Genomic DNA, 23,190 nt, shown 5'->3' with positions numbered 1-23,190 from the left:
TATGCTTTCTATTTGCTTGTTATGATAGCAAAGGAAACAAAAAAAAGAACAAGACATTTGTCGTCTTGTTACAAAAGCTTTTCGCTAATTAATGCCCTTATTCTCCACCGTTCACTTCAAAAGACTGCAGGGGATTGTTTTTATCCGCCGGCAATGTTTTCGGAAAAGGCGGCAGCTGATTTTTCAAATCAGGCAGATCCGGCATATAAAAAGCGGAAATGGTAGCTGTAAATTCAAGCGGCTCAGGAGCCTGATCCTGTGATGTGATTTCCGGCTGCGTTTTAATGGAAAGTCCTTCTATTTGTGTGATTCTCTTTAGTGATTCCAGCGTTTGCAGGAATTTCTTCATTTCCTGAAACCCATTCGACTGTGCCGAGACAGCAATTGTCAGCTTTTGCAATCCTAAAGGAAGAGCTGCGGCTGTTTTATCGGCACCAGCTTGATTTGCAGCCTGCTCAGTGGTTCCTGCAGCTTCCTGCGTACTTGACGCTGCAGGCTGAGCTGCGTCAACACTGCTTGTGTTCTGCTGATCCTGATCAGTAAATGATTCGTCTGTAAAAGACGCATCCTTCAATGTACTGTTTGACAGGACCTCAGCCTTTTCAATATCCATCAAAAATTCTTCTTCGAAGCGGTTCGTAGGTATTTCTTTTTCCAATTCAGCTAAAGAAAACGGGGTGACAGCTTTCTCTTCAGGGGCTGCTTTTTGAGCGTCTGCCAATAGCTGCTCTGTTGTTTCAATGCTTTTTTGTGTGTTTTTTTGCTGCAGCAATAGCGGGCTTTCCTGGCTGGTGTAGATTAAATAGTATATGCCTGCAATAACGGCAAGGGAGAATACAAGTATGAGCGTATGCTTTTTCGTCCAGCTGATCACTCTTTATCCCCCTTTTTTTGCAGCTCTTTCCACTTTGCTCTGTTCAGTTCGATCGAGTAGTCTGCTTTATAGCGCGGCAGAACATTGGCTTCGGAATTATCTTTCAGCTCCTGCTCCTCCACTTTCTTAAGAGCAGCTTCCTGAAAATACGGAATATCCGTCTTCAGCCTGTTTAAATAAAAGGCAGCTTCGCGGCTCGTCTCAAATTGAATGGATACTTCTATTTTATCTGCTTCCGTATAGCTGAAGTCTGTAAAATATCCTCCTTCAGGCAGAAGCTTCGTCAAATCCATCAGTATTGGAACAAATTCCACCGGGTAGGTTTTTGTCCATGTGACGGCATCTGCAAGGGTTTGGGCTGCCGTTGGATTTGATGAAACAGAAGAAGCCTGCTGAACAGCTGAAAGCTGATTCTGCAGTGCGATGTCCTTTGTTTTCATCGTTCTTAAATCAGTTCTTTTTGCCTCAAGCTGGGTATTCAGAAAAACGAATGAGCCTGCAAGCAAAACGACGATCATGCCAAGGAGCAGAAGCGATGTATAATTTTTCTGCTTTTTTTCCGGCAGTAAATTAATATTAGGCAGCATTTACTCCACCTCTTTAAGCGCTAGTCCGAGCAGTACTTTAAACTTTTCCGGAAGCGGCCCATTTTTACTCGTTTCAACCTGCTCTCTTCTAAGCGGAATAACAGGAAGGTTTGTTATAGAAGAAATTTTTTCAAAGAAATCAGGCAGGAATGGATGATCCCCTGCTATGACAATTTTTCCGATTTCCTGCTCACCCTGGCTGACACTGAATTTATAAAATCCAAGAAGCTTTTCAATTTCACCGAGACTGTCTTCATACAATAGAAGCGCTTCTTCTTTGGACTCATCTTTTAGGCTGAATTGAAAATATTGGCCTGTGAGCTGATCAGTCTGATGTTCCCAATTTTTCAGCTGCTGAGCAACAGGAAGATTCCGCATCAGAATCGGCTGTTCTTTTTCAAAAATCGTAAATGTCACTGACTTCATATCAATTTGCACAAAGAGAATATTTTCATGGGCGCTTTTCAAATCGCTCAGCACTCTGAAACCGCAAAGGGGCGAAATATCAGCTGCGGAAAGCTTCAGTTTTCTTGATTCAAAAAAGTCGGCATAATTTTTCACCTCTTGCTCAGGAGCGGCAAAAAGGATCGCTTCCCTTTCTCCTTCGCTGCTGCCAATGACCTGATAATCAAAAACAGGCTCTTCGAAAGGCAAATGAATATTGCTGCCAAGTTCCAAATAAAGGTAGCCTTTGATTTCGTCATTTTTAATATCTGAGGGAATGGTGATTTTTTTGATAATGACAAAAGCATCCGGTACAACAAACCGGATATTTTTTCTTTTTAAGGACCACTCCTGGATGCATTCATCCATGATTAATGACAGTTTGTCCTGATCGATAATTTTACCGTTCACCACAATACCGGCCGGCAGAAAGTGCTCGCCGAACCGCTGCACAACAAGCGGGTTTGCAGACCGAAGCTCCAGAAACTGAATAGCATAATCCGTTATCAGGATATTGGAAAAGCTGTTTTGAGAGCGAAAGAATGGCAGATTCATAGTAATGCTCCTTTTAAGCAAATTTCATCAGGATGACGTTAGTAAGTAAAAAAAGTGCCGGTGTACCACTGGATCAGGCTGCTGCCGAAAAAGTAAGCCAAGAGAGCACCGATCACAAGAAACGGACCGAACGGAAACGGTTTTCCTCTTTTCACCTTGCCGAGAAGCATGCCGAAAACACCCGCAAGCGTTCCTATGACAGTCGCAAGAAAGAAGGCAAGCAGCACAAGCTTCCAGCCAAGCAAGACGCCAAGCACAGCAAGCAGCTTCATATCGCCGCCCCCCATGCCTCCCCTGCTGATCAGGATGATCACAAAAGGGATAAAGGCGCCGGCAAACAAACCGATCAGCGCGTCATACCAAGGATCAAGCGGGATGAAAAAGAGGCGCTCAATCAGCACTAAAGGCAAAAAGAAAAGAAGCACCTTATCAGGAATAATCATATAAGCCAAATCTGACACACTGACAATCATACAGAGTGAAATTAACGTCCAGGCAATCGCCAGTTCCTTTGACCATCCCGCCATTAGAGGCGAAGTCGTAAAAAGAATGGCAGTGATCAATTCCATCACTGGATAAATAGGAGAGATTGATGTTTTGCAAGACTTGCATTTTCCTTTTTGAACAATATAAGAAAAAATCGGGACTAACTCTAACGGTTTAATTCTATGGCCGCATACAGGGCAGGATGAGCCTGGTGAAACGATGGACTGATTTTGCGGGACGCGGAGACCGACGACATTGAAGAAGGAGCCGAGTGCGGCGCCTAGGATGAATAGGTAGGTGTGAATAAAAAGTGATATTATAGCCATTTGTTTCACCCCGTAATTAATAAATTATAAAGGTAGTCCCAATTGGGGCTACCTTTAATCACATTATGGATTTTGTATATCAGTTCTTGTTAAATTTTTAGCATCTTTTATTGCTCCTGCATCAGTAGTATATTTAACAGTTGCACTTGCCGCCAATGTTACATCATATTCATAATTGCTACCTGATTTCTTTATTACTACTGTTGTATTTGTTGTATCATACTCACCACTCGCGCTAGGGTTCTTGATACTTTCTAAATGGCCGTTAGTTATGAGGGTGGATATTGGTACAGTAACTCCTCCTGCAGGGACCTCGATTTTTTCGGAAGTCACATATAATCTTGCACCATTAGCAATTTGCTGAGCATTAGCAATATGCGCATCAATTTTAGAGTTCTTAATCATCCCACCAACAGCCGGAATCGCAATAGCAGCAATAATCCCCAAAATAACAACAACAGCCAATAGTTCGATCAGGGTCATACCGCGCTGATCTTTCGACAGTTTTTTCAACAATTTGTTTTCCCCCTAAGGATTAGTAAATAATTCCTAAATTACATGATTATTATAACTGAAGAACTAGATTAAATATACTACTATTTTGTAAAATTATTTCTTAATATGGTTGAATATATCAAACATTGGAATCATTATAGCTATTACAATAGTCCCTACTATAGCTGCAAGCACTACAATCATTATTGGCTCAATAATGGCTTTTAATTGATCTGTGCTGTTCTCTACTTCTTCTTCATAAAAGTCCGCGACTTTGCCCAGCATGGCGTCCAGTGAACCTGTTTCTTCCCCGATCGCGATCATTTGTGTGACCAGCGGAGGAAAGGCCCAATGCTTTTTCATAGGATCTGTTAAGGAGAGTCCATTCTCAAGTGAAACCTTTGATTGGCCAATCACTTTTGCAATGACTTCGTTTTCAACAATCTTCTCTACAATTCCCATTGCCTGTAGGATAGGAACAGAGCTTGAAAAGAGCGAACTGAGCGTTCTCGTCATTCTGGCAAGTACGGCTTTTTGAATCATTTTGCCGAAGAACGGAATCTTCAGTCCTATTAAATCCAAGTAATATTTACTGGCAGGGTTTCTTCTGAGCAAAATAAAAATCACGGCCAGAAGCACCATTATACCGATCACAAGCCACCAGTAAGCCTGCATAAAATTACTGGAATTCAGGACAAACAGTGTAATGGCAGGAAGCTGGGCACCAAATCCTTCAAACATGGTCACAAAGGTTGGCACAACAGAAACTAATAGAAAGATGACAACACCAACTGCAACAAATGCTACTGTAATTGGATAGGCTAGCGCAGACTGGATTTTCTGCTTTGTCTTGTTTTGCTTTTCATAGTGAACAGCTAGTCTGTCAAGCGTTTCATCCATGTTTCCCCCGGCTTCTCCTGCCCTGATCATGTTAATGAACATGCTGGAGAAGATTTTCGAGTGCTTGGCTGCAGCAGAAGAAAGTGCGTTTCCTTCTCTTAAATCTTCTTCCATTTGCTCCAATGCTTTTCTCAGCGGTTTGCTGCTTGTCTGCTTTGCAAGGATGTTGGTTGAATCAACAACAGATACCCCTGCTTTTAAAAGGGTGGAAAACTGCCTTAAATAAATCACAAAATCCTGCAGCTTTACCGGGTTTCCGATCGCGATGTCTTTTGTGAGGAGTGATTCCGGAACCTCGCTCAGCTGTATGACCTTTATGCCTGATTCACCAAGCTTGATCACCGCTTCCCGCTTGGATGGCGCTGTCACCTTGCCTGAAACTTTGCCGGATTTATCTCTGCCTTCATATACAAACCTTGCCATTATTCAGCCTTCCCCTGCATATACGGCAGTGCAGTGTCCTGTGAAATAACACCGCTTTTGACGAGTTCATCAAGCTTGCTTTGAAAAGAGTGCATGCCCTGTGCTCTGCTTGTTTGTATCACACTTGGAATTTGATGCGTTTTTTCATTTCGTATTAAGTTACCGACTGCCGCGTTGTTTAAAAGAATCTCTGTCACTGCTTTTCTGCCTGTGCGGTCTGCTGTCGGGAAAAGCCTTTGAGAGACAACGCCGATTAACACTGAGGCAATCTGCAGGCGTATTTGCGGCTGCTGATTGGCAGGAAACACATCTATGATTCTGTCAATTGTGGAAGCAGCAGATGAAGTATGAAGCGTACCAAGCACAAGATGGCCTGTTTCTGCCGCCGTGATAGCAGTATGAATCGTTTCTAGGTCCCTCAGCTCGCCGACAAGGATGACATCCGGATCCTGCCGAAGCGCTGCTTTTAATCCTGACGCAAAGCTTTGCGTATCAAAACCCACTTCCCGCTGCTCGATCACGCATTGCTGATGCTTATGAAGATATTCAATCGGGTCCTCTAATGTAATCACATGCTTTTTGTTGGTCTGGTTCATATAGTCAATCATAGATGCAAGCGTCGTAGACTTGCCGCTGCCAGTCGGTCCTGTCACAAGAATGAGGCCGTGCGGCTTTTCTGTTATCTGCTTCAGCACAGGCGGCAGGTCAAGAGAATCAATGGAAGGGATGGCTCTCGGCACAATCCGGATGGAAAGGGAGATGCAGGAACGCTGGCGGAAGGCATTGACCCGGAATCTCGAAACGCCAGGAATGCCGTAGGAAAAATCCAATTCGCCTTTTTCCTCAAAAAGCGGCCATTTTGTTTTTGAAATAATGGCTTTTGCCATACCTTCTGTATCGGCCGGAACGAGAAATTTTTCACCTAATTTAATTAAATCTCCATTAATTCTTAAAATAGGCGGAACACCTACAGAAAGGTGGATATCAGAGGCATGTCGTTCATGGGCGGTAGATAAAATGCTGTCAATTAAAGTTTTCATCCTGTCACCTATTCGCTGATGGCGATGCGGAGGATTTCCTCCGTTGTCGTCAATCCTTGTTTTACTTTTAATAAGCCGTCATCCAAGAGAAAAATGGTTTTATTCTTTACTGCCAATTCTCTGAGCTTTGAGTAAGGTTCATTGTTCATGATGACCTTCTGCATTTCCTCATTGATCACAAGCAGCTCATGAATGGCAAGTCTTCCTTTATAGCCGGTCATGTTGCACATGCCGCATCCTTCTCCTCTGACAATTTTCTGGATGGACAATCCTCTTTTCGCAAAAATCTCTATCTCGCGCTTTGTTGCTGCCTGTTCTCTTGCACAGTCCCTGCAGACTCTTCTGACCAGACGCTGGGAAACAACACCTGCAAGGGAAGAAGCGACAAGAAACGGCTCAACTCCCATATCCATCAGCCTTGTGATGGTTCCCAATGCATCATTTGTATGCAGGGTGCTCAGCACTAAGTGTCCTGTGAGAGAAGCTCTTACGGCAATTTCTGCAGTTTCTTTGTCCCGGATCTCCCCGACCATGATGATGTTCGGGTCTTGTCTCAAAATGGACCGCAATCCTTTTGCAAAGGTCATACCGACATTTGCATTCACCTGAATCTGGTTGATGCCTTCAAGCTGGTATTCAACAGGATCCTCAATGGTGATGATGTTCACCTGCTCGCTGTTCAGCCTGTTCAGTGCTGCATAAAGAGTGGATGATTTCCCTGAGCCCGTCGGTCCTGTTATAAGGACAATCCCTGTCGGTTTCTCAATGAGCGCGTTAAACCGCTTTAAATTCAAGCTGTTAAATCCGAGTTTGTCCACATCATTCAGCGAGCTGCCGAGATCCAGAATCCGCATAACGATTTTTTCGCCGTAAACCGTCGGAAGCGTTGAAACGCGAAGGTCAATCGGATGAAGGTCAATGTTCGTTTTAATTCTGCCATCCTGCGGAATTCTATGCTCGGTAATATCAAGATTAGCCATGATTTTCAGACGCGCTGTCATGACGCTTTGCATGTGTTTCGGCAAAGTCCGTTCATTCCGAAGAACACCATCGACCCTGTAGCGGATTTGTATTTTCGTTTCATGAGGATCAATATGAATATCGCTGGCTTTTTGCTGAACGGCATTCTGCAAAATTTGATTCACAAGCCTGACAATCGGAGAATCATCTGCAGCTGTCGTCTCTTCAATTACCGCATCATCAACCTGAAGCTCCCTCATTACATCTGTCATGCTGTCATCAATATCGTAATATTTCGTTATAGCTCTCAGGATGTCATCCTTTGTGGCGATCGCTGTCTGGATTTGAAAGCCCGTAGCAAGCCTCAAATCATCGATCGCATAAAAGTTCATCGGATCTGCCATGGCAACAAACAGTTTGTCTCCCTCTTTTTTCAGAGGAACAACCAGATTCCGTTTCGCGATATCCTTTGGAACAATGTTCATCAGCTTCTGGTCAAACGGATAGCGGTATAAGCTGACATGCGGGATGCCCAGCTGAAATTCCAGCACTTCTATCAGCTGCTGCTCTGTAATATAGCCTCTTTCAAGGAGAGCATCTCCGATCCGCTGGCCCTTTTGCTTTTCACTCAATGCGGTTTGCAGCTGTTCAGTTGTAATGAGTCCAGCATCTACTAAGAGGTCGCCAAGTCGTTTACGTTCTGTTGTCATGTAAACTCCCTACTTTATTTTTCATTTTGAACAATCTTGTCATCAGCATTGTGATCAGGGTTTTTCTGTCCGTTCTCTGCAGCGGTTCCATTTAAGGAAGGATCAGCTTGAGCTGGCTGAGTGGCATTTTCCGGCTGTCTGCCAGCTTCAGCAGAAGAGTCTGCGGGCTGTGTTTCACTGTTCTCCTGTGCAGCATCTGGCTGCTGGGTTTGAGCAGGATCCTGCGCTGAAGTGCCTGGTGTTGCTGGTGTTCCTTGAGTACCTGGCATAACGCCATTTTTAATATAGTAATCCACTATTTGCTGCTGAATGGCGCTGTTTATTAATGTTTGCTGATCAGGCAGCGGTGTGGCCGTTTGTGTATCGGTTTTTTCAGAAGGTGTTAAAGCCCTTGCTACAATCTGATGAACAGGCGGGTAGAAATCCTCTGCAAATGGTGCTGTATTTGATTGATCTCCATCTTTATTGCGGTAAACCTTTATTAAATAACCGTTTTTGCCTGTTTGAACTGTTTTCTCCTGACCCTCAGAAAACGCGGCATCATAGCGTACTATTTTCTTGAACCCAAATGTTTCAGGACTGGAGCGCACCACGTCATATTGATAAATGAGCGGTTTTCCAACCACAGCCACATGAAGGGTATTACCCAGCCAGTCAAACGTGAGCTTATAGTCGGTGTCATTTGGATTGAAAATTTTAAAATCTAAATAACCCGGTTCAATTTTCGCTTCATATCCGAGATCTTCAGCTGACGGCACAGTGAGGCCTGTGTGGCGTTCGATTACATCAAAATTGGTGCCCAGTATCGTTTTGTAAACAGCAGAGGCAAGCTTGCTGAGAGCTTCTTCGTCCTCTATGGCATCCTTTCCAAAAGCCTCCAGCACAGAAAGCTGAGATTGAGCTTTTATAACGGTTGATGGGTGATTGTTTACTGCACTGACCAAATTGCTGCTGGATTTGGCGTTCGGTATCGTTGTTTCGTAAATAACTGTTCCACTGCTTCCTTCTGTATAAGCCTCCAAAGAAAGGGTTTGGTTTCCTGACAGCTGGCTCGCATTTGTTAAAATATCTTTTTTCAGCGCATCTATTTTTATTTTAGAGCCGAGTTTCCCTGCCGCAGTATTGACAGCCTTTTTCAATGCCTCTTCGTCCACATCTGTAAGAAGAGATGATCGCTTTCCGGACACCGCATTTCTGACGCTTTCGCTAATATTGAAAAGGTATACATCATCGGTTAAAACAGCTTTTTTTCCAGCGAAAGACACAGAAATCGGCTCATTCTGCATCCATTTTTGTGCTTCCTGAGCCACCTTCTGCTTTGCTTCTTCCTCTCTGAGACCGCTTATGCTGATCGAGGCAATTTTGGTGTTTCCCGAAAATTTCTCTCCGTACATAAACGATTGGAATACGGCTTCACCTGCATAGGAAAAGCCTGTTAAAAAAGCTGTCCCAAGAGTTAATGCTAGTAATATTCTGACCCCGTAATTAGAGCTCACCCTTTTTTGCTCCTTCACCCTTACATTTCAATATTCATTGATAACTCTACAATTGTTCCCGGTCCCTGTTCCTGCGCTTTGCTGATTTGCTCTTCTGTCAGAAACGTATCCTTTTCAGCGACAAGCAGGCCATCTTTTCCGCGTATATCCTTCAGCACACGCTTGCCTTCAAGCAGCTGCAGCTGTTTCATCCTGATCTCATCAAGCGGCATCCGGCTAATTTCTTCTGCCGTATTTACCTCAGATGCAGGCGCTGCGCTTTCTTTTACCTCTTCAGCTTCAGCAGACTGAACCAGCTCCTGTTCTTTTGAAAGGAATGTCACGTTCTCATTCACTACGAGAATATCTTTTCCATACGTCATCACATCATCTGACTTTATGACGGTTTGCTTTTCTTTCATGCCGACTAAAATGCCAAGAATATTGCCATTTTCTTCATCAATAAAATACTCTTTTGCTTCCCCGACCAGCTGACCTTTTCTTGTCATAATTCTTGTATCAATGATGGAAATTCTTTTATTTACAAGCTGATTCGCAATTGGTATCTCATTTAAATCAATGATGGCATTGTCCGCTTCGATCGTCACGGCATATTCCCCGATCCCGATTACTTTTTTAAACGGAATAGCTTTTACACTTACCTGCCAGTCCTCATGCTCTACTGTCAGGAAATCGACTGTACCTTTATCAGGATTCAGCACAAGAGACTTGACCTTGCCCGCTTCTTTCCCCTCAGAAATTAGAATAATTGGAAGTCCTACAATCTCAACACTTTTCTTCATTTCTTCACCACACCTAAAAATTTATAGTAATCTGGATTATTTAAACCAATTCAGCTGCTGCAGGAGATATGGATAGGGCTTCAGCCTGTTTTCCGCTTCGGAAAATGCATGCTGCAATGCTTCGTGCTGGCCTTTTTCTTTTAATAAATTAAGATATAACGGCAAAAATACAAAATAGTCTCTTTCTGACACAGCAGAATCTATTACGTCTGTTAGCGCCTTTTCATACTCTTCTATTTCATTCTTCTGTTTTAAATAGGATAGCTGCGAGTAAAGAGTCTCCAGAATTTCTTCAGGCAGAGACTGTTTTACAACATCTTCACTGACTATTGGATCTTCCATCTCTTGTGCTTTACGCACGCTTTGGCTTTCTTCTCTATCCAGTGATTCCTTCTCTCCCGGTTCATGGAACCAGCTATCTGGATTAAGGGAATCTTCTGCTCCAGCTGGAGCTTCTGCCTCTGGTTCTTCAGGCAGGCTATTGCTATCTTCTTTTTCACTTTCTTCTCTATCCTGCGATTCCTTCTCTCCAGGTTCATCAAACCAGCTTTCTAGATTAAAGGAATCTTCTGTTTCTAAGTGCTCATCTGAATGAGAGTCTTCTTTATTTAACTCATCTGCTTTTGCCAAAAGTTCTCCAAGCTCTGATTCTTCAAACCAGCTTTCGCTATTTACTTCTTCTTGTTTTTCCATTGAGTCTGCTTCCGGCTTTTCAGCTGCCAGAAGTGCTTCAAGGTCTTCTGAGGAATTGACAGCTTCAGATGACTCCGTCTGATGGTCAGCTTCTAAAAGTTCTTCTAGATTAAACTCCGGTTCTGCTGCTTCTTCAGCCAGCACACTTTCTTCAGCGTGGCGTTCTTCCAGAAAGTCCAGCAACTCTTCATCAGCAGGTTCTGCTGCCTCTTTCGCATCCGTTTCGCTGATTCCGTCAGTTTCCAAAAGCTCTTCCAAGCTATATTCCAGTTCTGCTGATGAGGTTTCCGGCTCTTTTTCAGCCTCCAACAGCTCTTCAGACTCACTTTCATTTTGGCTTTCCCAGTCCTCAAACCAGTCTTCAGAAGCATCGGCTGCTTCAATTTCTTTCTCATCAGAAGGCTGTGTTTCATAAGATACACTTTTTTCAGCACTTGCACTTTCCACAGTCAATTCCTGGGGTTCGGTGTTTGTCATAGTGACAAACTCTGATTCTGCTTCTTCCTGGTACCCATAATCATCTGCTTCAGCTGCTGTTGAAAACAAAGCTTCAGCTCTTTTTTGAAGCAGCATGCTTGTGCAGAGTATCAGCAGGAATACTAAAAGACCAGCCTGCCAGACAGGCATAATTTCTTTTGAAAAAAGGAATAAAAAGGCTGCCAAGAAGGACATCCCAAGCATTGCCCACTTCCCTCTCCCTCTTACCTTCAAAGGTAGGAATAAAAGCACAGGGATGCAGACAATTAAACCTATAAACAGAAAAAAAAGATATTTCAAACTCTCTCCCCCACCAAAAGGATCATGATAAATAGACCATTTTTCTTTTAAAATTAGTTAAAAAATACCTAAAAAAGACAATAATCGACTATCACTTATTGTATAATAAACTAGATTAATTGGAAAGAAGGGATTCACTTGAATTTTAGAAAACTTCTAAATGAAAAAAGTGGATTTACATTGATAGAAGTTCTTGCTTCTATCGTTGTTTTCAGCATTATCACTTTTGCCATGCTGCAATTTTTTACTCATGCATATTCTTATACGAAAAAAAGCGAAGATCAAACATTAGGAATCTACGTTGCGCGGAATATGATGAACTACTTGGAAAAGCAAAGCTTTTCCAATTTAAAAACCCGCTATCAGGATCCTCTTAAAGATGGAGATTCTCTTAGAATTGGAGCGGACCGCTGCAATGATAAAATGCCCGGAACAGGAGAACCGGTATTCAGCTATGCTGAAGGAAGAAATGCTGCAGCAGACTGCGCCAGAATGTTCAGCATGAACATAAATAATCAAATTTATAAGGTGGATTTCACCATTGAGAAAAAGAAAAATTGGGATGAAACAAAGAAGAAGTATTTGCTGCCTGTAAAGGTTGCTGTTACATGGGGCAATCAAACTGCTGAGCTGGGAGGATATGTTACAAGTGAGAAAATCCGCTGAAGCCTTTCGCGATGAAAGGGGATTAACATTAATTGAGCTCCTGGCAGCACTAGCCGTTTCGAGTATTGTCATGATTATTTTCTATAATGTTTTTATGATGGGTGTTAAAACCTTTGAAAAAACGGGTGTGGAAGGACAGCTGCGGGATGAAGCAGATTACGTTGTGTCTAATATTTTGAGTGAGCTATATCAGTCTTCCACTGATCTTGTAAGCGACTGTACGAATGATGAAAAAGCATTTTGCATTAAAATTACAAGCAATAAACAGCTGCAAAAAAATGAAAAGCAGCAGATCATTCAGGAAAAAGTGGAAACAGATAATAGCAAGATTAGAACAGTGAAATTTATTTTCCGCAGTAGCCAAATTATAAAAAGCATTAAAGAACCTGGCCAAACAGCTGAAACTCAAACAGTGCTCAGTGACAGTCCCTTTACCTTTCCGAATACAAATATAGATCCTATTGTTAATAAAGAGCCTGCCCTCACACTTGAATGCTACAGAGGCAATAACAATCAGTGTTTGGCCGGATCCATTCTAATAGATCTTAAAATCGGAAACTCCCACTACACAGAAGGAACCGCCATCCCTGTTGACGCTCTGAAATTTAATAGCCGGATCGGATTCTAATAAATAGGAGACAAAGACATGTTCCAAAACGAAAAAGGACAAACTCTTCTCACTGTTATGCTTATTTCGCTGATTTTCACTGTTCTTGGCCTTTCCATTCTGGCTGCTGCTGTAAATGGAGCTGGAAGAACTCAGCTTAGAGTAGATGATATAACGCTCACAGCAGATGCCAATAAGACACTGAACGAAATTATTGCTTCTTTCAGGAACACTGTCACAAGCAGCAATTATAAGCTGACAGAAGTCTCAGCCATCTCTCCTTTATTATCAACTGCCGTAACAAATCTAAAAGCCGATAATAGAGGCCTCTGCATTATCGATTTAACAAATAGCGGGGGCAGCTGTCCTGATAACGGCATAGCAAAAAAGCAGGGCTACGGGATAGATCCTGAAAAGAACTTTACAAGAGTATACCAGTTTTCCTATAAAGCAGAGGACGGTAATTTAAGCAAAGTCGTTAACAAAACTGTTATTCTCTCCCCTACCCCAAGCTTTCTGAATTACGCAGTCGGCAGCGGTCCGGATGGAACCTTAAACTTAAATGGCTTTGCAGAAATCAGAGGAAATCTTTATGCAAACTCTTTAAAAACAAGCAATATAGCAAGCTACAAAGACTCAAATTCACCATCTAATGGTTTGACTAAAAGCGATACTCTTTATCCCAGCATTAACGGCACTGCGACCATCAGAAATGATGTGAATGGAATCGTAAACTTTTCTGAGTTTGAAAAGTTAAAAGCTGTTTTTGACAGCCGTTCACAGGTTTTCATTAAACATGAAACAGAGGATTTTATTGATGTGAAATTTGATGAGACGGTCAGCGGCATATTGAATAGTGTGACGAAAAAAGGTTTGTTTGCTCCTGAAGATGTTGTAAATTCTGATAATGCGATGAAAAAGCTGCTTGGCCCCTGCCTGCCAAGCCTTGTGAATAACCTTCCTAAAATTGTGGACGGGAGGTTAGTAACGACCACAACGAAAGGAACTTGCCAGCTGGGACTTGCATCTCCTTGGAAGCCATTAAGGATCATTGAAGAAAAAACCAACTATAATGACATAGAAAATCTAGCGCCGAATCCACGTGAAACAATTGTCTACACTGGGGTCAATCCGGATGGGAGCCTAAAAGATAAAAATGCTGTGAACCCTCTCTATATTCAAAATAACCTGACGCTCGGCGAAGATAATCTCCTGATCGTAAATGGGGATTTGGTTATCTCAGCAACAAGTGAAAAGCCTTTGCAGATTCAGGGAAAAATCATCGTGCTTGGTGATGTCCGGATCCTCGGAAACAATTCCGATAAAGACGGTAATGACGAAACAGGCGAAGAAGACGACAATATCGAATTTAATTCAACGATCTATGCTCTCGGAAATGCGGCCATCTCTAATACAAATGTAAAAGGCAAGGATGGCAAGCAGCTCGTTCTCATGGCAAAAGGTGATATGAATGTAAACAGGATCAACGAATTCAGCGATGCCAGCAAGAGTGAACCGCTAAAAGCCTTTTTATATACAGAAAAAAATGCAGATCTCTATGGAGTAGGATCAGCGTTTAACATTAGAGGCGGACTGTTTGCTAAAAATAATTTAACAATAAACGCAATCAGGCAAAAAAATGTCCAGAGGGATGCTGCAGGCAATCTGAAAGACCGCATCGCATCTCCCGGAAGCCAGCAGGCTGTTGGCCAGGTTTCCAGATTCCAGGTAGATTATGATTCATCGGCATTGCTTGACCAAATTTCTTCCTTGCCAAAAACAGATTATTATCAGGTTGTGATGCAGAGCACCTTGGTTAACTAAAGCATCAATAAAAAACCTCCGGACCTGATTAAGGGTCCGGAGGTTTTTTACTTTCATTCCAAGTTACCACTTATAATTGCCGGTTTTAGAACCATTGGAGCCATCGTTTGGTCCCCCATTATTCCCGGTGTCGCCTGTTCCATTGTCGGTGTTTTCATCTACATAAATAACCTGAGAAGCATCAAACGTTTTTTGCTTGTCTGTTGCAGTGGCTGTAACTGTTGCATACCCTTGGCTGACTGCTTCTATAAAAATCTTTCCATTGCTTTTTACAATGCGCACCGTATCATTTTTCGTGCTGGATACGTTTGTAATCCGCTGATTTACCGCATTAGAAGGGCTGAATTTGATCACATTGTTAGGGATGCCTGTTAATTCAATTTTATCCCCTACTTTTAGCGTTATTTCAGACTGCTGAAAAGCAATTCCTGTCAAATCGATGTTTTTCACTTCAATGGCAGCCGTTTTGGCAGTTTGATAAGTATCTCCATACGAAATATTGAACGTAATTGTGTACTTGCCTTCTTCACTGAATGTAAGAGGAATTGTATACTGCAATTGATCTGAAACCGGGTCTGGCTTGTACTTGATATCTTTTATAGCCATGTAATAGGTGCCGCTTTTGCTGTCAAAATTAATATCCTTGGATGAAGGCTTCACACTGTCAGGAAGCTTAAAGCTGATTGTTCCATTTGTAAACAAAGGATCTTTAGAAGAAAGGTTTCTTGATAGTGTTTGGAAGATGGTTACGATATCTTCATCTATCGCATTAGAAGCAGTTCCTTTGCTTAAAGCAGCCATATCCTTCAGCAAATCCATATCCAATTGTTTCTTATCGGCAGCATTTCCAAAACCGATCGCGTTTAATGTGATTTGATTATCCTTTAATAGCTGGGCCTGATTCATTACTTGGGCAGTGATGCCTGTTACTGCTCTTGGGTCATTCGCCGCGTAAAGAAAGAGCGTTCCGTTGTTATCAATTGCAATATTATTCCGGTTACCATTTGTATCATAGTAAACATTTCGATAGCCATCAATTTTCTCTTTATACTTTGAAACATAATATACATCATTGCCCATATAAAAATAATTGCTCAAACTGTATCGGCCTTCAAAAAAATAACCAAGCATGTCATAGAACGTGTAGGAAGCATAAAAGGTTCCATTAACCTTTTCATATTGCATAGAATTCGTTGGAATTCCATCTGTTAGAAATATAATATGTTTCTTTCGGTTATTCCCATCACTATTCTGTGTTAATAAAAGCCTTGCTTTTTCCAGGGACTGCGTATAGTTCGTTCCACCTGAGGCTACCATTTTGGTAACCTTGGCAGAAATAGCTGATAGGTTAGAATCCAATGTTAACTGAGAATCACTTAAACTAACATCACTGTCAAAAGCAACCAAACCAAAGCGGTCCTTCACCTTTCGACCAGCATTATTAGCATTAAACTCACTAATGGCGCTGTTCATTGCCTGCTGTGCATACCACAGCTTTGTATGTCCTTTAATAACATCATTCATCGATCCTGATTTATCAAAAACAAATACTACGTCAATCGGTGAGCGTTCTGTTAATGGCGCTTTTCCTTTCGGCAAAAGGCTGATGTTGAATTGTCCTGTTGGAGATAGATTAAGATATTCTCTGTTGAGAAGTGCCGGACCGGATACATCCGCATCAAGAGTCATGTCTGTGTCAGCAGCGGTTGCAAAATGGTTTGGCAAAAATGCTTGAATAAAAATCAAAATACATGCTACTAATGAGAATGCTCTTATCTTCCTGCGCATATATCTCCTCCTATTGGCACCCAAAAATATGTAATGGTGCCTTTACGCACACATTATACCAAAATTCCACAATTAAATGATAGTATTTTACTAGTTCTTTTGAAGGTTTTTATCTTCCATACCCAGCAACCTTATTTCTTCCGGCCTGCTTGGCACCGACATACATCGCGCGGTCAGCATGGCGGATCAGCGAGAGCTCGTCGTCTGCGTCCTCCAGTGCAGCAGCAATGCCGATGCTTGCCGTGATCGGAACGGCTGCCCTTGATTTTGTTTCATTCATATCCTGCTCAAGTAAAAATGGAGTGGAAGCAATTTCGTTTCTCACGCCTTCTGCAAAAGCAAAGCAGGCATTCTTCTCCATTTCAGGGAGAAGGATGACAAATTCCTCGCCGCCGTAACGATAGACTGTTCCTCTGTCACCTGTAAACCTTTCAAGTCTTCTTGCAAGCTGGGACAATACTTCGTTTCCGGCCTGATGGCCATATGTGTCATTGATGCTCTTAAAATGATCAATATCCAAAATAACAAGGGACAAGATGCGGTCAGGATGCTTTCTCAGCAAAGCGAATTCATCCTGCAGAGATTTTTCTAAATACCTGTAGTTATAAAGCTTTGTCAATGAACAGCGAATGCTTTGTTCTTTTGTATGGGCATGGCTTCTCGCATTTTCTATGGCGACACCAAGATGGGCTGTGAGCAATTCTACAATCATCAGCTGATAGTTTTCATAGGCTCGTTTTTTGTTCGAAGTGAACAACACAATCCCTGTTACTTCCTGGCTCCGTATGATGGGTACGGATATGACGCTTTCTACTGATTCAGGCAATAATGAATGACCGAATTCTTCCCGGCCGCTTCGCTTTTTAACGAGCACTCCTTTTTGCGTCCGGTACGTATAGCCGCTGATTCCCTGCTCAATTGGAAAACTCTCTAATCCACTTTCTCTGACAGCGCCATTTTCAAGTGTGCGGATAATTTTAAAGCGTGAATGGTCGACAATATCAATAATATAAGCATAATCTACGGGAAACATGGCCGTCATTTTCTCATGGAAAACATTGAGCACTTCATCTTCCTCTAGTCTTTCTGTCAGCTGTTTGCCAATTTCAGCTGCCTGCTGCAAGTATCCATTCACTCTTTGGCTTGAGTAATAAAGATTAAGAATAACTCCAAGGGTTACCATTGGAATCCCAACATATAAAATGGCAGGCATGCCGAGCTGAGCATAGAGAAGATACAGGATAATTCCGACCGGCAGAACCATGACGGAACTAAAGATTTCCCACCAAAAATCCTTTGTGAAAAACCTGTCCTTCCTTTGATATAGATAAAGTCTCGCCATATGAAGCAGACAGTGATTGACGCTCCAGACAACCAGCGAATAGCCGATTACATTCAGCAGAAATCCCAAGGAAAACTCTACTTTTCCGTGCTGCCCGCTGACTGACTCGTAAAATACGCCTCCTAAAAGGCAGACCAGTAAAAACATTAGAGAATTTGTGGCGTATCGGTAGTGCTGTTTTAGTCCCACTCTCAAACTTAACATGACAAGCACTGTGGAAATTTGCATCATAAGCATTTCTGCAAAAACGCCAAAGTATATAAAAACAGCCAGTGCCACACCTTCTACAAAGAAGATCGGCGTGTCATTTACAATAATCGGCTTAAAACAGACTAAACACATGAGGATGAAAAACAGAATTAAGTCTGTCATGTTCCCGGCAAATGAAGGCGGCCAAAGATGATAGGTTGCAGCGAGTATGACAGGACATAAAATAGCCCAGCCCGTCCACAAAATCACCTGTCTTTTCCTTTCCAAATACTTCACACCCTTCTGACCCATTTATCTATTTCTATATTTTAGCAAAATTTCTGAAAAGTGTCTTTTCTTTTTTAGGTTATTAGACCTAAATTTTTTCTTTTATTTTGCATATCTACTAATTGACAACATGAAAAAGAAGCATATCTGCTTAAATGGCAGATATGCTTCTTTTCATTTTAAGAGATGGGACCTTACCTGCGAAATAAAATAAAGAGATCCTGTTATAACAAGCAAGCCGTCAGGTGTCATTTCCCCGGCAATTTTTTCAATTCCGGTTTCCCAGTCTGGGAGGATTTCCTTGTCAGTATGACTGCTCTTTTGAAAAAGCTCTTCAGCTGATGCAGCTCTTGGAAAATCAAAGCTTGATAGATAAAAGCGGTCTGCCGCACGCTCAAGCTCAGTGATCATTCCGCCGTATTCTTTGTCCTTCAAAGCGGCAAAAACGAGATAAATTTTCCTGTCTGAGTAATGGCGGGAAAGGGCGCTGACAAGGCTTTGGACGCCTTCTCTGTTATGGGCGCCGTCCAGCAGTATGGCTGGATTCTCTGATATGGTTTCAAGCCTGCCGTTCCATCTTGTTTTTTGAAGCCCTTTTCTGATCTTCTCTTCTTCCAGATGAAACAGGCCGTTTTCATTCAGCCAGCCGCAAGCTGCGATGGCAAGAGCGGCATTTTTCACCTGATGAATGCCTGTCATTGAGATGGATGCCTCTTCAAGATGCAGGGCTGGCGTCTTTATATTGAATTGCTCTCCGCTTCCTATTGCCTGGATCTCTGAGAGGATAATTTCCTGATTCAGCCTGAGCAAATCTGATTTTTCTTCAAAAGCTTTGGCTTCAATGACTGCGCTTGCTTCCTGTATTTCTGCCCCTGAAAGTATCGGAGTCTTCCATTTTATAATACCGGCTTTTTCTCCCGCAATTTCTTCAATGCTGCTGCCTAAAATATTAATATGATCATGGCCGACACTTGTAATGATGGAGAGCAGCGGCTGAATAATGTTCGTTGAATCATATTTTCCGCCGAGACCAACCTCAAGGAGCAGAACATCGGGCCGATAAATTCTTCCGAAGTAATAAAAGGCCATGGCTGTGATGACTTCAAATTCTGTCGGAGATCCAAGCTCTGTGTCTTCCAAAGCTTCTGCTGCCGGCTTTACCGCTTGAACAAGCTGAACCATTTCTTCATCGCTCACAGGGATTCCGTTCACGCTGATCCGCTCATTGAAGCTTTCAAGATACGGGGAGGTAAAGGTCCCTGCTGTATAGCCTGCTTCATTAAAAATATGAAGCAAATAAGAAACAGTGGAACCTTTGCCGTTAGTTCCCCCAATGTGGATGATCGGCAAGTCTCTTTCCGGATGGCCGAGCGCTTCCATCATGGCCTGCATTCTTTTCAAGCCGGGCCTAATGCCGAACGCAAGCCTTGAATGAATCCATTGCAGCGCTTCTGTATATGCTGCTGTCATTTTTCTCACCCCTTAGCCTTTGGAACCTAAACAAGATGCCTGGCCTTCTCCTTCATGGAGAAAAACCAGGCACTGCTCTTGCATATTAAAGATTTTTCAGCTCTTCCATTCTGGCAAGAACAGCGTCTCTTTTTTCTGAGTAGTCTTTTTCTTTCGCCTTTTCTTCTTCAATGACTTTTTCAGGCGCTTTTTTCACAAAGCCTTCATTGCCAAGCTTCTTCTGAACGCGCTCTACTTCTTTGTTCAGTTTATCAAGCTCTTTTTCCAGGCGTTTAATTTCTTCGTCAATATTCAGCAGGCCTTCCAGCGGAAGAATCAGCTCTGCACCTGATACAACAGCTGTCATAGCCTTTTCAGCTGCTGTTAAGTCTGTACGGATTTCAAGAGCGCTTGGATTGCAGAAGCGTTCGAGATACGAGCGGTTGGCTTCGAGCTGCTGAGCCGTTTCAGCTGTTTTCGTTTTGATTTGCAGCTTGATTTGCTTGCTCATCGGCGTGTTTACTTCAGCCCGGATATTCCGGACAGAACGGATGATTTCGACGAGCAGCTTCATGTCCTCTGCTGCTTTTTCATCACTGAGCTCCTGTTTTGCTTCAGGCCATTTTGCAATGGTTATGGACTCGCCTTTATGAGGGAGGTTCTGCCAAATTTCCTCTGTCAGGAACGGCATGAACGGATGAAGCAGCCTCATTGTCTGATCAAGCACATAAGCCAAAATCGAGCGCGTTGTCAGCTTTGCCGCTTCATCTTCCCCGTAAAGCGGAATTTTTGCCATTTCGATGTACCAGTCGCAGAAGTCATCCCAAATAAAGTTATAGAGCAGGCGGCCGACTTCGCCGAATTCGTATTTGTCTGCAAGCTTTGTCACCTGCTCAATCGTTTCGTTCAGCCTTGTCAAAATCCATTTATCCGCAACAGACTTTTCGCCTGACAAATCAATTTCCTCATATGTTAAGCCATTCATGTTCATGAGGGCAAAACGGGAGGCGTTCCATATTTTATTGGCAAAGTTCCATGTGGACTCCACTTTTTCATAGCTGAAGCGAAGATCCTGGCCAGGCGAGCTGCCCGTTGACAGGAAGTAGCGGAGAGAGTCCGCACCGTACTTTTCAATCACTTCCATCGGATCCACACCATTGCCTAATGATTTGCTCATTTTCCTGCCTTCAGCATCCCTTACGAGACCATGAATGAGAACATCTTTGAATGGGCGTTGTTCTGTAAATTCAAGACCCTGGAAAATCATCCGGGATACCCAAAAGAAAATGATGTCATACCCTGTTACAAGGGCATCTGTCGGATAATAGCGCTGATAGTCGATTGATTCTTCGTCAGGCCAGCCCATTGTGGAGAACGGCCATAATGCTGAACTGAACCATGTGTCAAGCACATCTTCGTCCTGCTTCCAGTTTTCCACATCATGCGGCGGCTTGTGGCCTACATGAACTTCGCCGGTTTCGTTATGATACCAGGCTGGAATGCGGTGTCCCCACCAAAGCTGGCGGGAAATGCACCAGTCTCGGATATTTTCCATCCAGTGCAAATAGGTTTTTTCAAATCTGTCAGGCACAAAGTTTACTTTTTCTTCTTTTGATTGCAGCTTGATGGCTTCATCTGCGAGCGGCTGCATTTTCACAAACCATTGTGTAGACAAATACGGTTCTACAACAGCACCGCTTCGTTCACTATGGCCGACAGAATGAAGGTGATCCTCAATCTTGAACAGGATGCCCTCTTCCTGAAGATCCTTCACGATTTGCTTTCTGCAGGCGAAACGGTCCATGCCTTCATACTTGCCTGCTTTTTCATTCATGGTGCCGTCTTCGTTCATCACAAGGATGCGCTCAAGGCTGTGGCGATTTCCGAGCTCGAAATCATTTGGATCATGCGCAGGTGTAATTTTCACTGCTCCTGAACCAAAATCCATTTCAACATAATCATCCGCTACAATTGGAATTTCGCGGCCGACGATTGGAAGAATCAGCGTTTTGCCGATCAAATGCCTATAGCGCTCATCTTCAGGGTGAACGGCAACAGCTGTATCACCGAGCATCGTTTCAGGTCGGGTTGTGGCAATTTCGATATGCCCGCTTCCGTCCTTCAGAGGATAGCGCATATGATAGAAAGCGCCCTGAACATCTTTATAAATTACTTCAATATCAGATAGGGCCGTCTTTGTAGCCGGATCCCAGTTAATGATATATTCGCCGCGGTAAATCAGTCCCTTGTTATAAAGGGAGACAAATACTTCGTTAACCGCTTTTGATAAGCCCTCATCAAGGGTGAATCTTTCACGGGAGTAATCAAGGCCAAGACCAAGCTTTGACCACTGTGTGCGGATGAATGCAGCGTATTCTTCTTTCCACTTCCACGTTTCTTCTACAAATGCTTCTCTGCCAAGGTCATAGCGGGATTTTCCTTCTTCGCGCAGCTTGCCTTCCACTTTCGCCTGAGTGGCGATGCCGGCATGGTCCATTCCAGGCAGCCAAAGCACATCATAGCCCTGCATCCGCTTCATGCGGGTCAGTATATCCTGAAGCGTCGTATCCCAGGCATGGCCAAGGTGAAGCTTTCCTGTTACGTTAGGCGGCGGAATGACAATCGTGTAAGGTGTTTTATTTTGATCATTTGCCGCTTCAAAAAATTTACCCTCCATCCAGAAATCGTAGCGCCCTTTTTCAATGGCTGCGGGATCATATTTTGTCGGCATTGACAATTCATTAGTATCGTTCATTGATAACTCCTCCTTATAAACAATCCGTAAAAATATAAAAACTCCCTTCATCCAAAGGACGAACGGAGTTCTGTTTCGCGGTACCACCTTCATTCACGGCCAGTATTCGGCCGTGCTCTCAAAAGGAATAACGGCAGTTCATGCCGGCCATCCCTACTCTCTTTCAGGATAGCTGCTCAAGGGCGACCTTCCAGCATGGCTTCCTTAGAAAATCTTTCAGCAAGTGATTTTCCTCTCTTTAAGGCGCCGGTTACTGTACTCTTCCCTGTCCAAGCATTTTGCATCATATGTATATTCTATTCTTATTTTATTACATTCCTGTTTTTTGCGTCAACATAATTAGATACTTGGGTTTTCAGCCTTCCCGGATTCCTGACTTTTTATACGCACGAACCAGGGCGAATGGTCATATCCTGCCTATATAAGCATGCATGAAGGAGCGGAGCAATCATGCGGAAAAAATTCAACAGGTATACAATGCCGGCGTGGATGAAGGAATTCCGGTCGGTTGGCATTCAATTCGTTATTCCTCTTGCCGTGTTCCAGGGCATCAGAACCATTCTTTTCCCAACTTCGTTTGACGTTATTCTTCTTGCTGCACTGATCATCCTTGCCTTGGCGATTCACCTTGAATGGATCTAGTCCTGTGATTTTTTTTATTAGATGCTTTAGAAGCTGGGAAATGAGGGAAGTCCTATTGATAGGACTTCTTTTTTTGTGAAGTGTATGGACAC

At 43.0% G+C, this 23,190-nt stretch carries 19 protein-coding genes and 1 other annotated feature; of the genes, 4 read left to right on the top strand and 15 right to left on the bottom strand.

The window, feature by feature from the left end; genetic code table 11:
• Window positions 1-97 precede the first annotated feature (97 nt).
• The 11 genes from LRR81_RS01645 to LRR81_RS01595 all read right to left on the bottom strand — a co-directional run bounded on the left by LRR81_RS01645 (window position 98) and on the right by LRR81_RS01595 (window position 11,434).
• Window positions 98-874, bottom strand: a complete 777-nt coding sequence (locus LRR81_RS01645; protein WP_231787560.1) for a hypothetical protein — start codon at window positions 872-874, stop codon at window positions 98-100.
• Entirely contained in the window at window positions 871-1,461 is a 591-nt protein-coding gene (locus LRR81_RS01640) for a hypothetical protein (protein ID WP_231787559.1), read from the bottom strand. The genes LRR81_RS01645 and LRR81_RS01640 overlap by 4 nt, the downstream gene beginning before the upstream one ends.
• A complete protein-coding gene (pilM, locus tag LRR81_RS01635; protein ID WP_231787558.1) occupies window positions 1,462-2,460 on the bottom strand; it encodes a type IV pilus biogenesis protein PilM in 999 nt (332 codons plus the stop codon).
• Between the two features lie 38 nt (window positions 2,461-2,498).
• Window positions 2,499-3,272 (bottom strand): prepilin peptidase, encoded by a 774-nt coding sequence (locus LRR81_RS01630; protein ID WP_231787557.1) that lies wholly within the window; start codon window positions 3,270-3,272, stop codon window positions 2,499-2,501.
• A gap of 63 nt (window positions 3,273-3,335) precedes the next feature.
• Window positions 3,336-3,788 carry a type II secretion system protein gene (locus tag LRR81_RS01625; protein ID WP_231787556.1) on the bottom strand — a complete coding sequence of 151 codons (453 nt, stop codon included), beginning with the start codon at window positions 3,786-3,788 and terminating at the stop codon, window positions 3,336-3,338.
• 93 nt (window positions 3,789-3,881) lie between these two features.
• Window positions 3,882-5,090, bottom strand: a complete 1,209-nt coding sequence (locus LRR81_RS01620) for a type II secretion system F family protein (protein ID WP_231787555.1) — start codon at window positions 5,088-5,090, stop codon at window positions 3,882-3,884.
• Complete coding sequence (locus tag LRR81_RS01615; RefSeq protein WP_231787554.1) at window positions 5,090-6,130, bottom strand: type IV pilus twitching motility protein PilT; 1,041 nt, start codon at window positions 6,128-6,130, stop codon at window positions 5,090-5,092. The genes LRR81_RS01620 and LRR81_RS01615 overlap by 1 nt, the downstream gene beginning before the upstream one ends.
• Before the next feature lie 8 nt (window positions 6,131-6,138).
• Window positions 6,139-7,800, bottom strand: a complete 1,662-nt coding sequence (locus LRR81_RS01610; RefSeq protein ID WP_231787553.1) for a GspE/PulE family protein — start codon at window positions 7,798-7,800, stop codon at window positions 6,139-6,141.
• Window positions 7,801-7,814: 14 nt separating this feature from the next.
• Window positions 7,815-9,296: a VanW family protein gene (locus tag LRR81_RS01605; protein ID WP_231787552.1), complete on the bottom strand. Its 1,482-nt coding sequence runs from the start codon at window positions 9,294-9,296 to the stop codon at window positions 7,815-7,817.
• 20 nt (window positions 9,297-9,316) lie between these two features.
• The gene (locus tag LRR81_RS01600; protein WP_231787551.1) at window positions 9,317-10,078 is read right to left on the bottom strand and encodes a PRC-barrel domain-containing protein; all 762 of its coding nucleotides are present in this window, start codon (window positions 10,076-10,078) and stop codon (window positions 9,317-9,319) included.
• 36 nt (window positions 10,079-10,114) lie between these two features.
• Entirely contained in the window at window positions 10,115-11,434 is a 1,320-nt protein-coding gene (locus tag LRR81_RS01595; protein WP_231787550.1) for a prolipoprotein diacylglyceryl transferase, read from the bottom strand.
• A 252-nt stretch (window positions 11,435-11,686) separates the two neighbouring features.
• On the opposite strand from LRR81_RS01595, the gene LRR81_RS01590 reads away from it, so the two are divergent.
• Genes LRR81_RS01590 through LRR81_RS01580 form a run of 3 tightly spaced genes read left to right on the top strand, consistent with a single transcriptional unit; the run spans window position 11,687 to window position 14,645 of the window.
• Complete coding sequence (locus LRR81_RS01590; RefSeq protein WP_231787549.1) at window positions 11,687-12,214, top strand: type IV pilus modification PilV family protein; 528 nt, start codon at window positions 11,687-11,689, stop codon at window positions 12,212-12,214.
• Window positions 12,198-12,842 carry a PilW family protein gene (locus LRR81_RS01585; RefSeq protein ID WP_231787548.1) on the top strand — a complete coding sequence of 215 codons (645 nt, stop codon included), beginning with the start codon at window positions 12,198-12,200 and terminating at the stop codon, window positions 12,840-12,842. Before LRR81_RS01590 ends, LRR81_RS01585 begins: the two co-directional genes overlap by 17 nt.
• A gap of 18 nt (window positions 12,843-12,860) precedes the next feature.
• On the top strand, window positions 12,861-14,645 hold the full coding sequence (locus LRR81_RS01580; RefSeq protein WP_231787547.1) for a hypothetical protein: 1,785 nt from the start codon (window positions 12,861-12,863) through the stop codon (window positions 14,643-14,645).
• 63 nt (window positions 14,646-14,708) lie between these two features.
• Here LRR81_RS01580 and LRR81_RS01575 read toward each other — a convergent pair whose 3' ends face one another.
• From LRR81_RS01575 to LRR81_RS01560, 4 genes are all read right to left on the bottom strand, one after another.
• Window positions 14,709-16,433, bottom strand: a complete 1,725-nt coding sequence (locus LRR81_RS01575) for a VWA domain-containing protein (RefSeq protein ID WP_231787546.1) — start codon at window positions 16,431-16,433, stop codon at window positions 14,709-14,711.
• 109 nt (window positions 16,434-16,542) lie between these two features.
• Window positions 16,543-18,252, bottom strand: a complete 1,710-nt coding sequence (locus LRR81_RS01570) for a sensor domain-containing diguanylate cyclase (protein ID WP_231787545.1) — start codon at window positions 18,250-18,252, stop codon at window positions 16,543-16,545.
• Between the two features lie 174 nt (window positions 18,253-18,426).
• The gene (locus LRR81_RS01565) at window positions 18,427-19,722 is read right to left on the bottom strand and encodes a bifunctional folylpolyglutamate synthase/dihydrofolate synthase (RefSeq protein ID WP_231787544.1); all 1,296 of its coding nucleotides are present in this window, start codon (window positions 19,720-19,722) and stop codon (window positions 18,427-18,429) included.
• An 85-nt stretch (window positions 19,723-19,807) separates the two neighbouring features.
• Window positions 19,808-22,456 (bottom strand): valine--tRNA ligase, encoded by a 2,649-nt coding sequence (locus tag LRR81_RS01560; protein ID WP_231787543.1) that lies wholly within the window; start codon window positions 22,454-22,456, stop codon window positions 19,808-19,810.
• 51 nt (window positions 22,457-22,507) lie between these two features.
• Window positions 22,508-22,737: a binding site (T-box leader), on the bottom strand.
• Window positions 22,738-22,906: 169 nt separating this feature from the next.
• Here LRR81_RS01560 and LRR81_RS01555 point away from each other — a divergent pair.
• Window positions 22,907-23,098 (top strand): hypothetical protein, encoded by a 192-nt coding sequence (locus LRR81_RS01555; protein ID WP_231787542.1) that lies wholly within the window; start codon window positions 22,907-22,909, stop codon window positions 23,096-23,098.
• The last annotated feature ends 92 nt before the right edge of the window (window positions 23,099-23,190 follow it).

This window comes from Metabacillus kandeliae (assembly GCF_021166585.1).
GTDB lineage: Bacteria > Bacillota > Bacilli > Bacillales > Bacillaceae > Metabacillus_B > Metabacillus_B kandeliae.
This window is presented reverse-complemented; position numbering and strand designations above follow the sequence as displayed.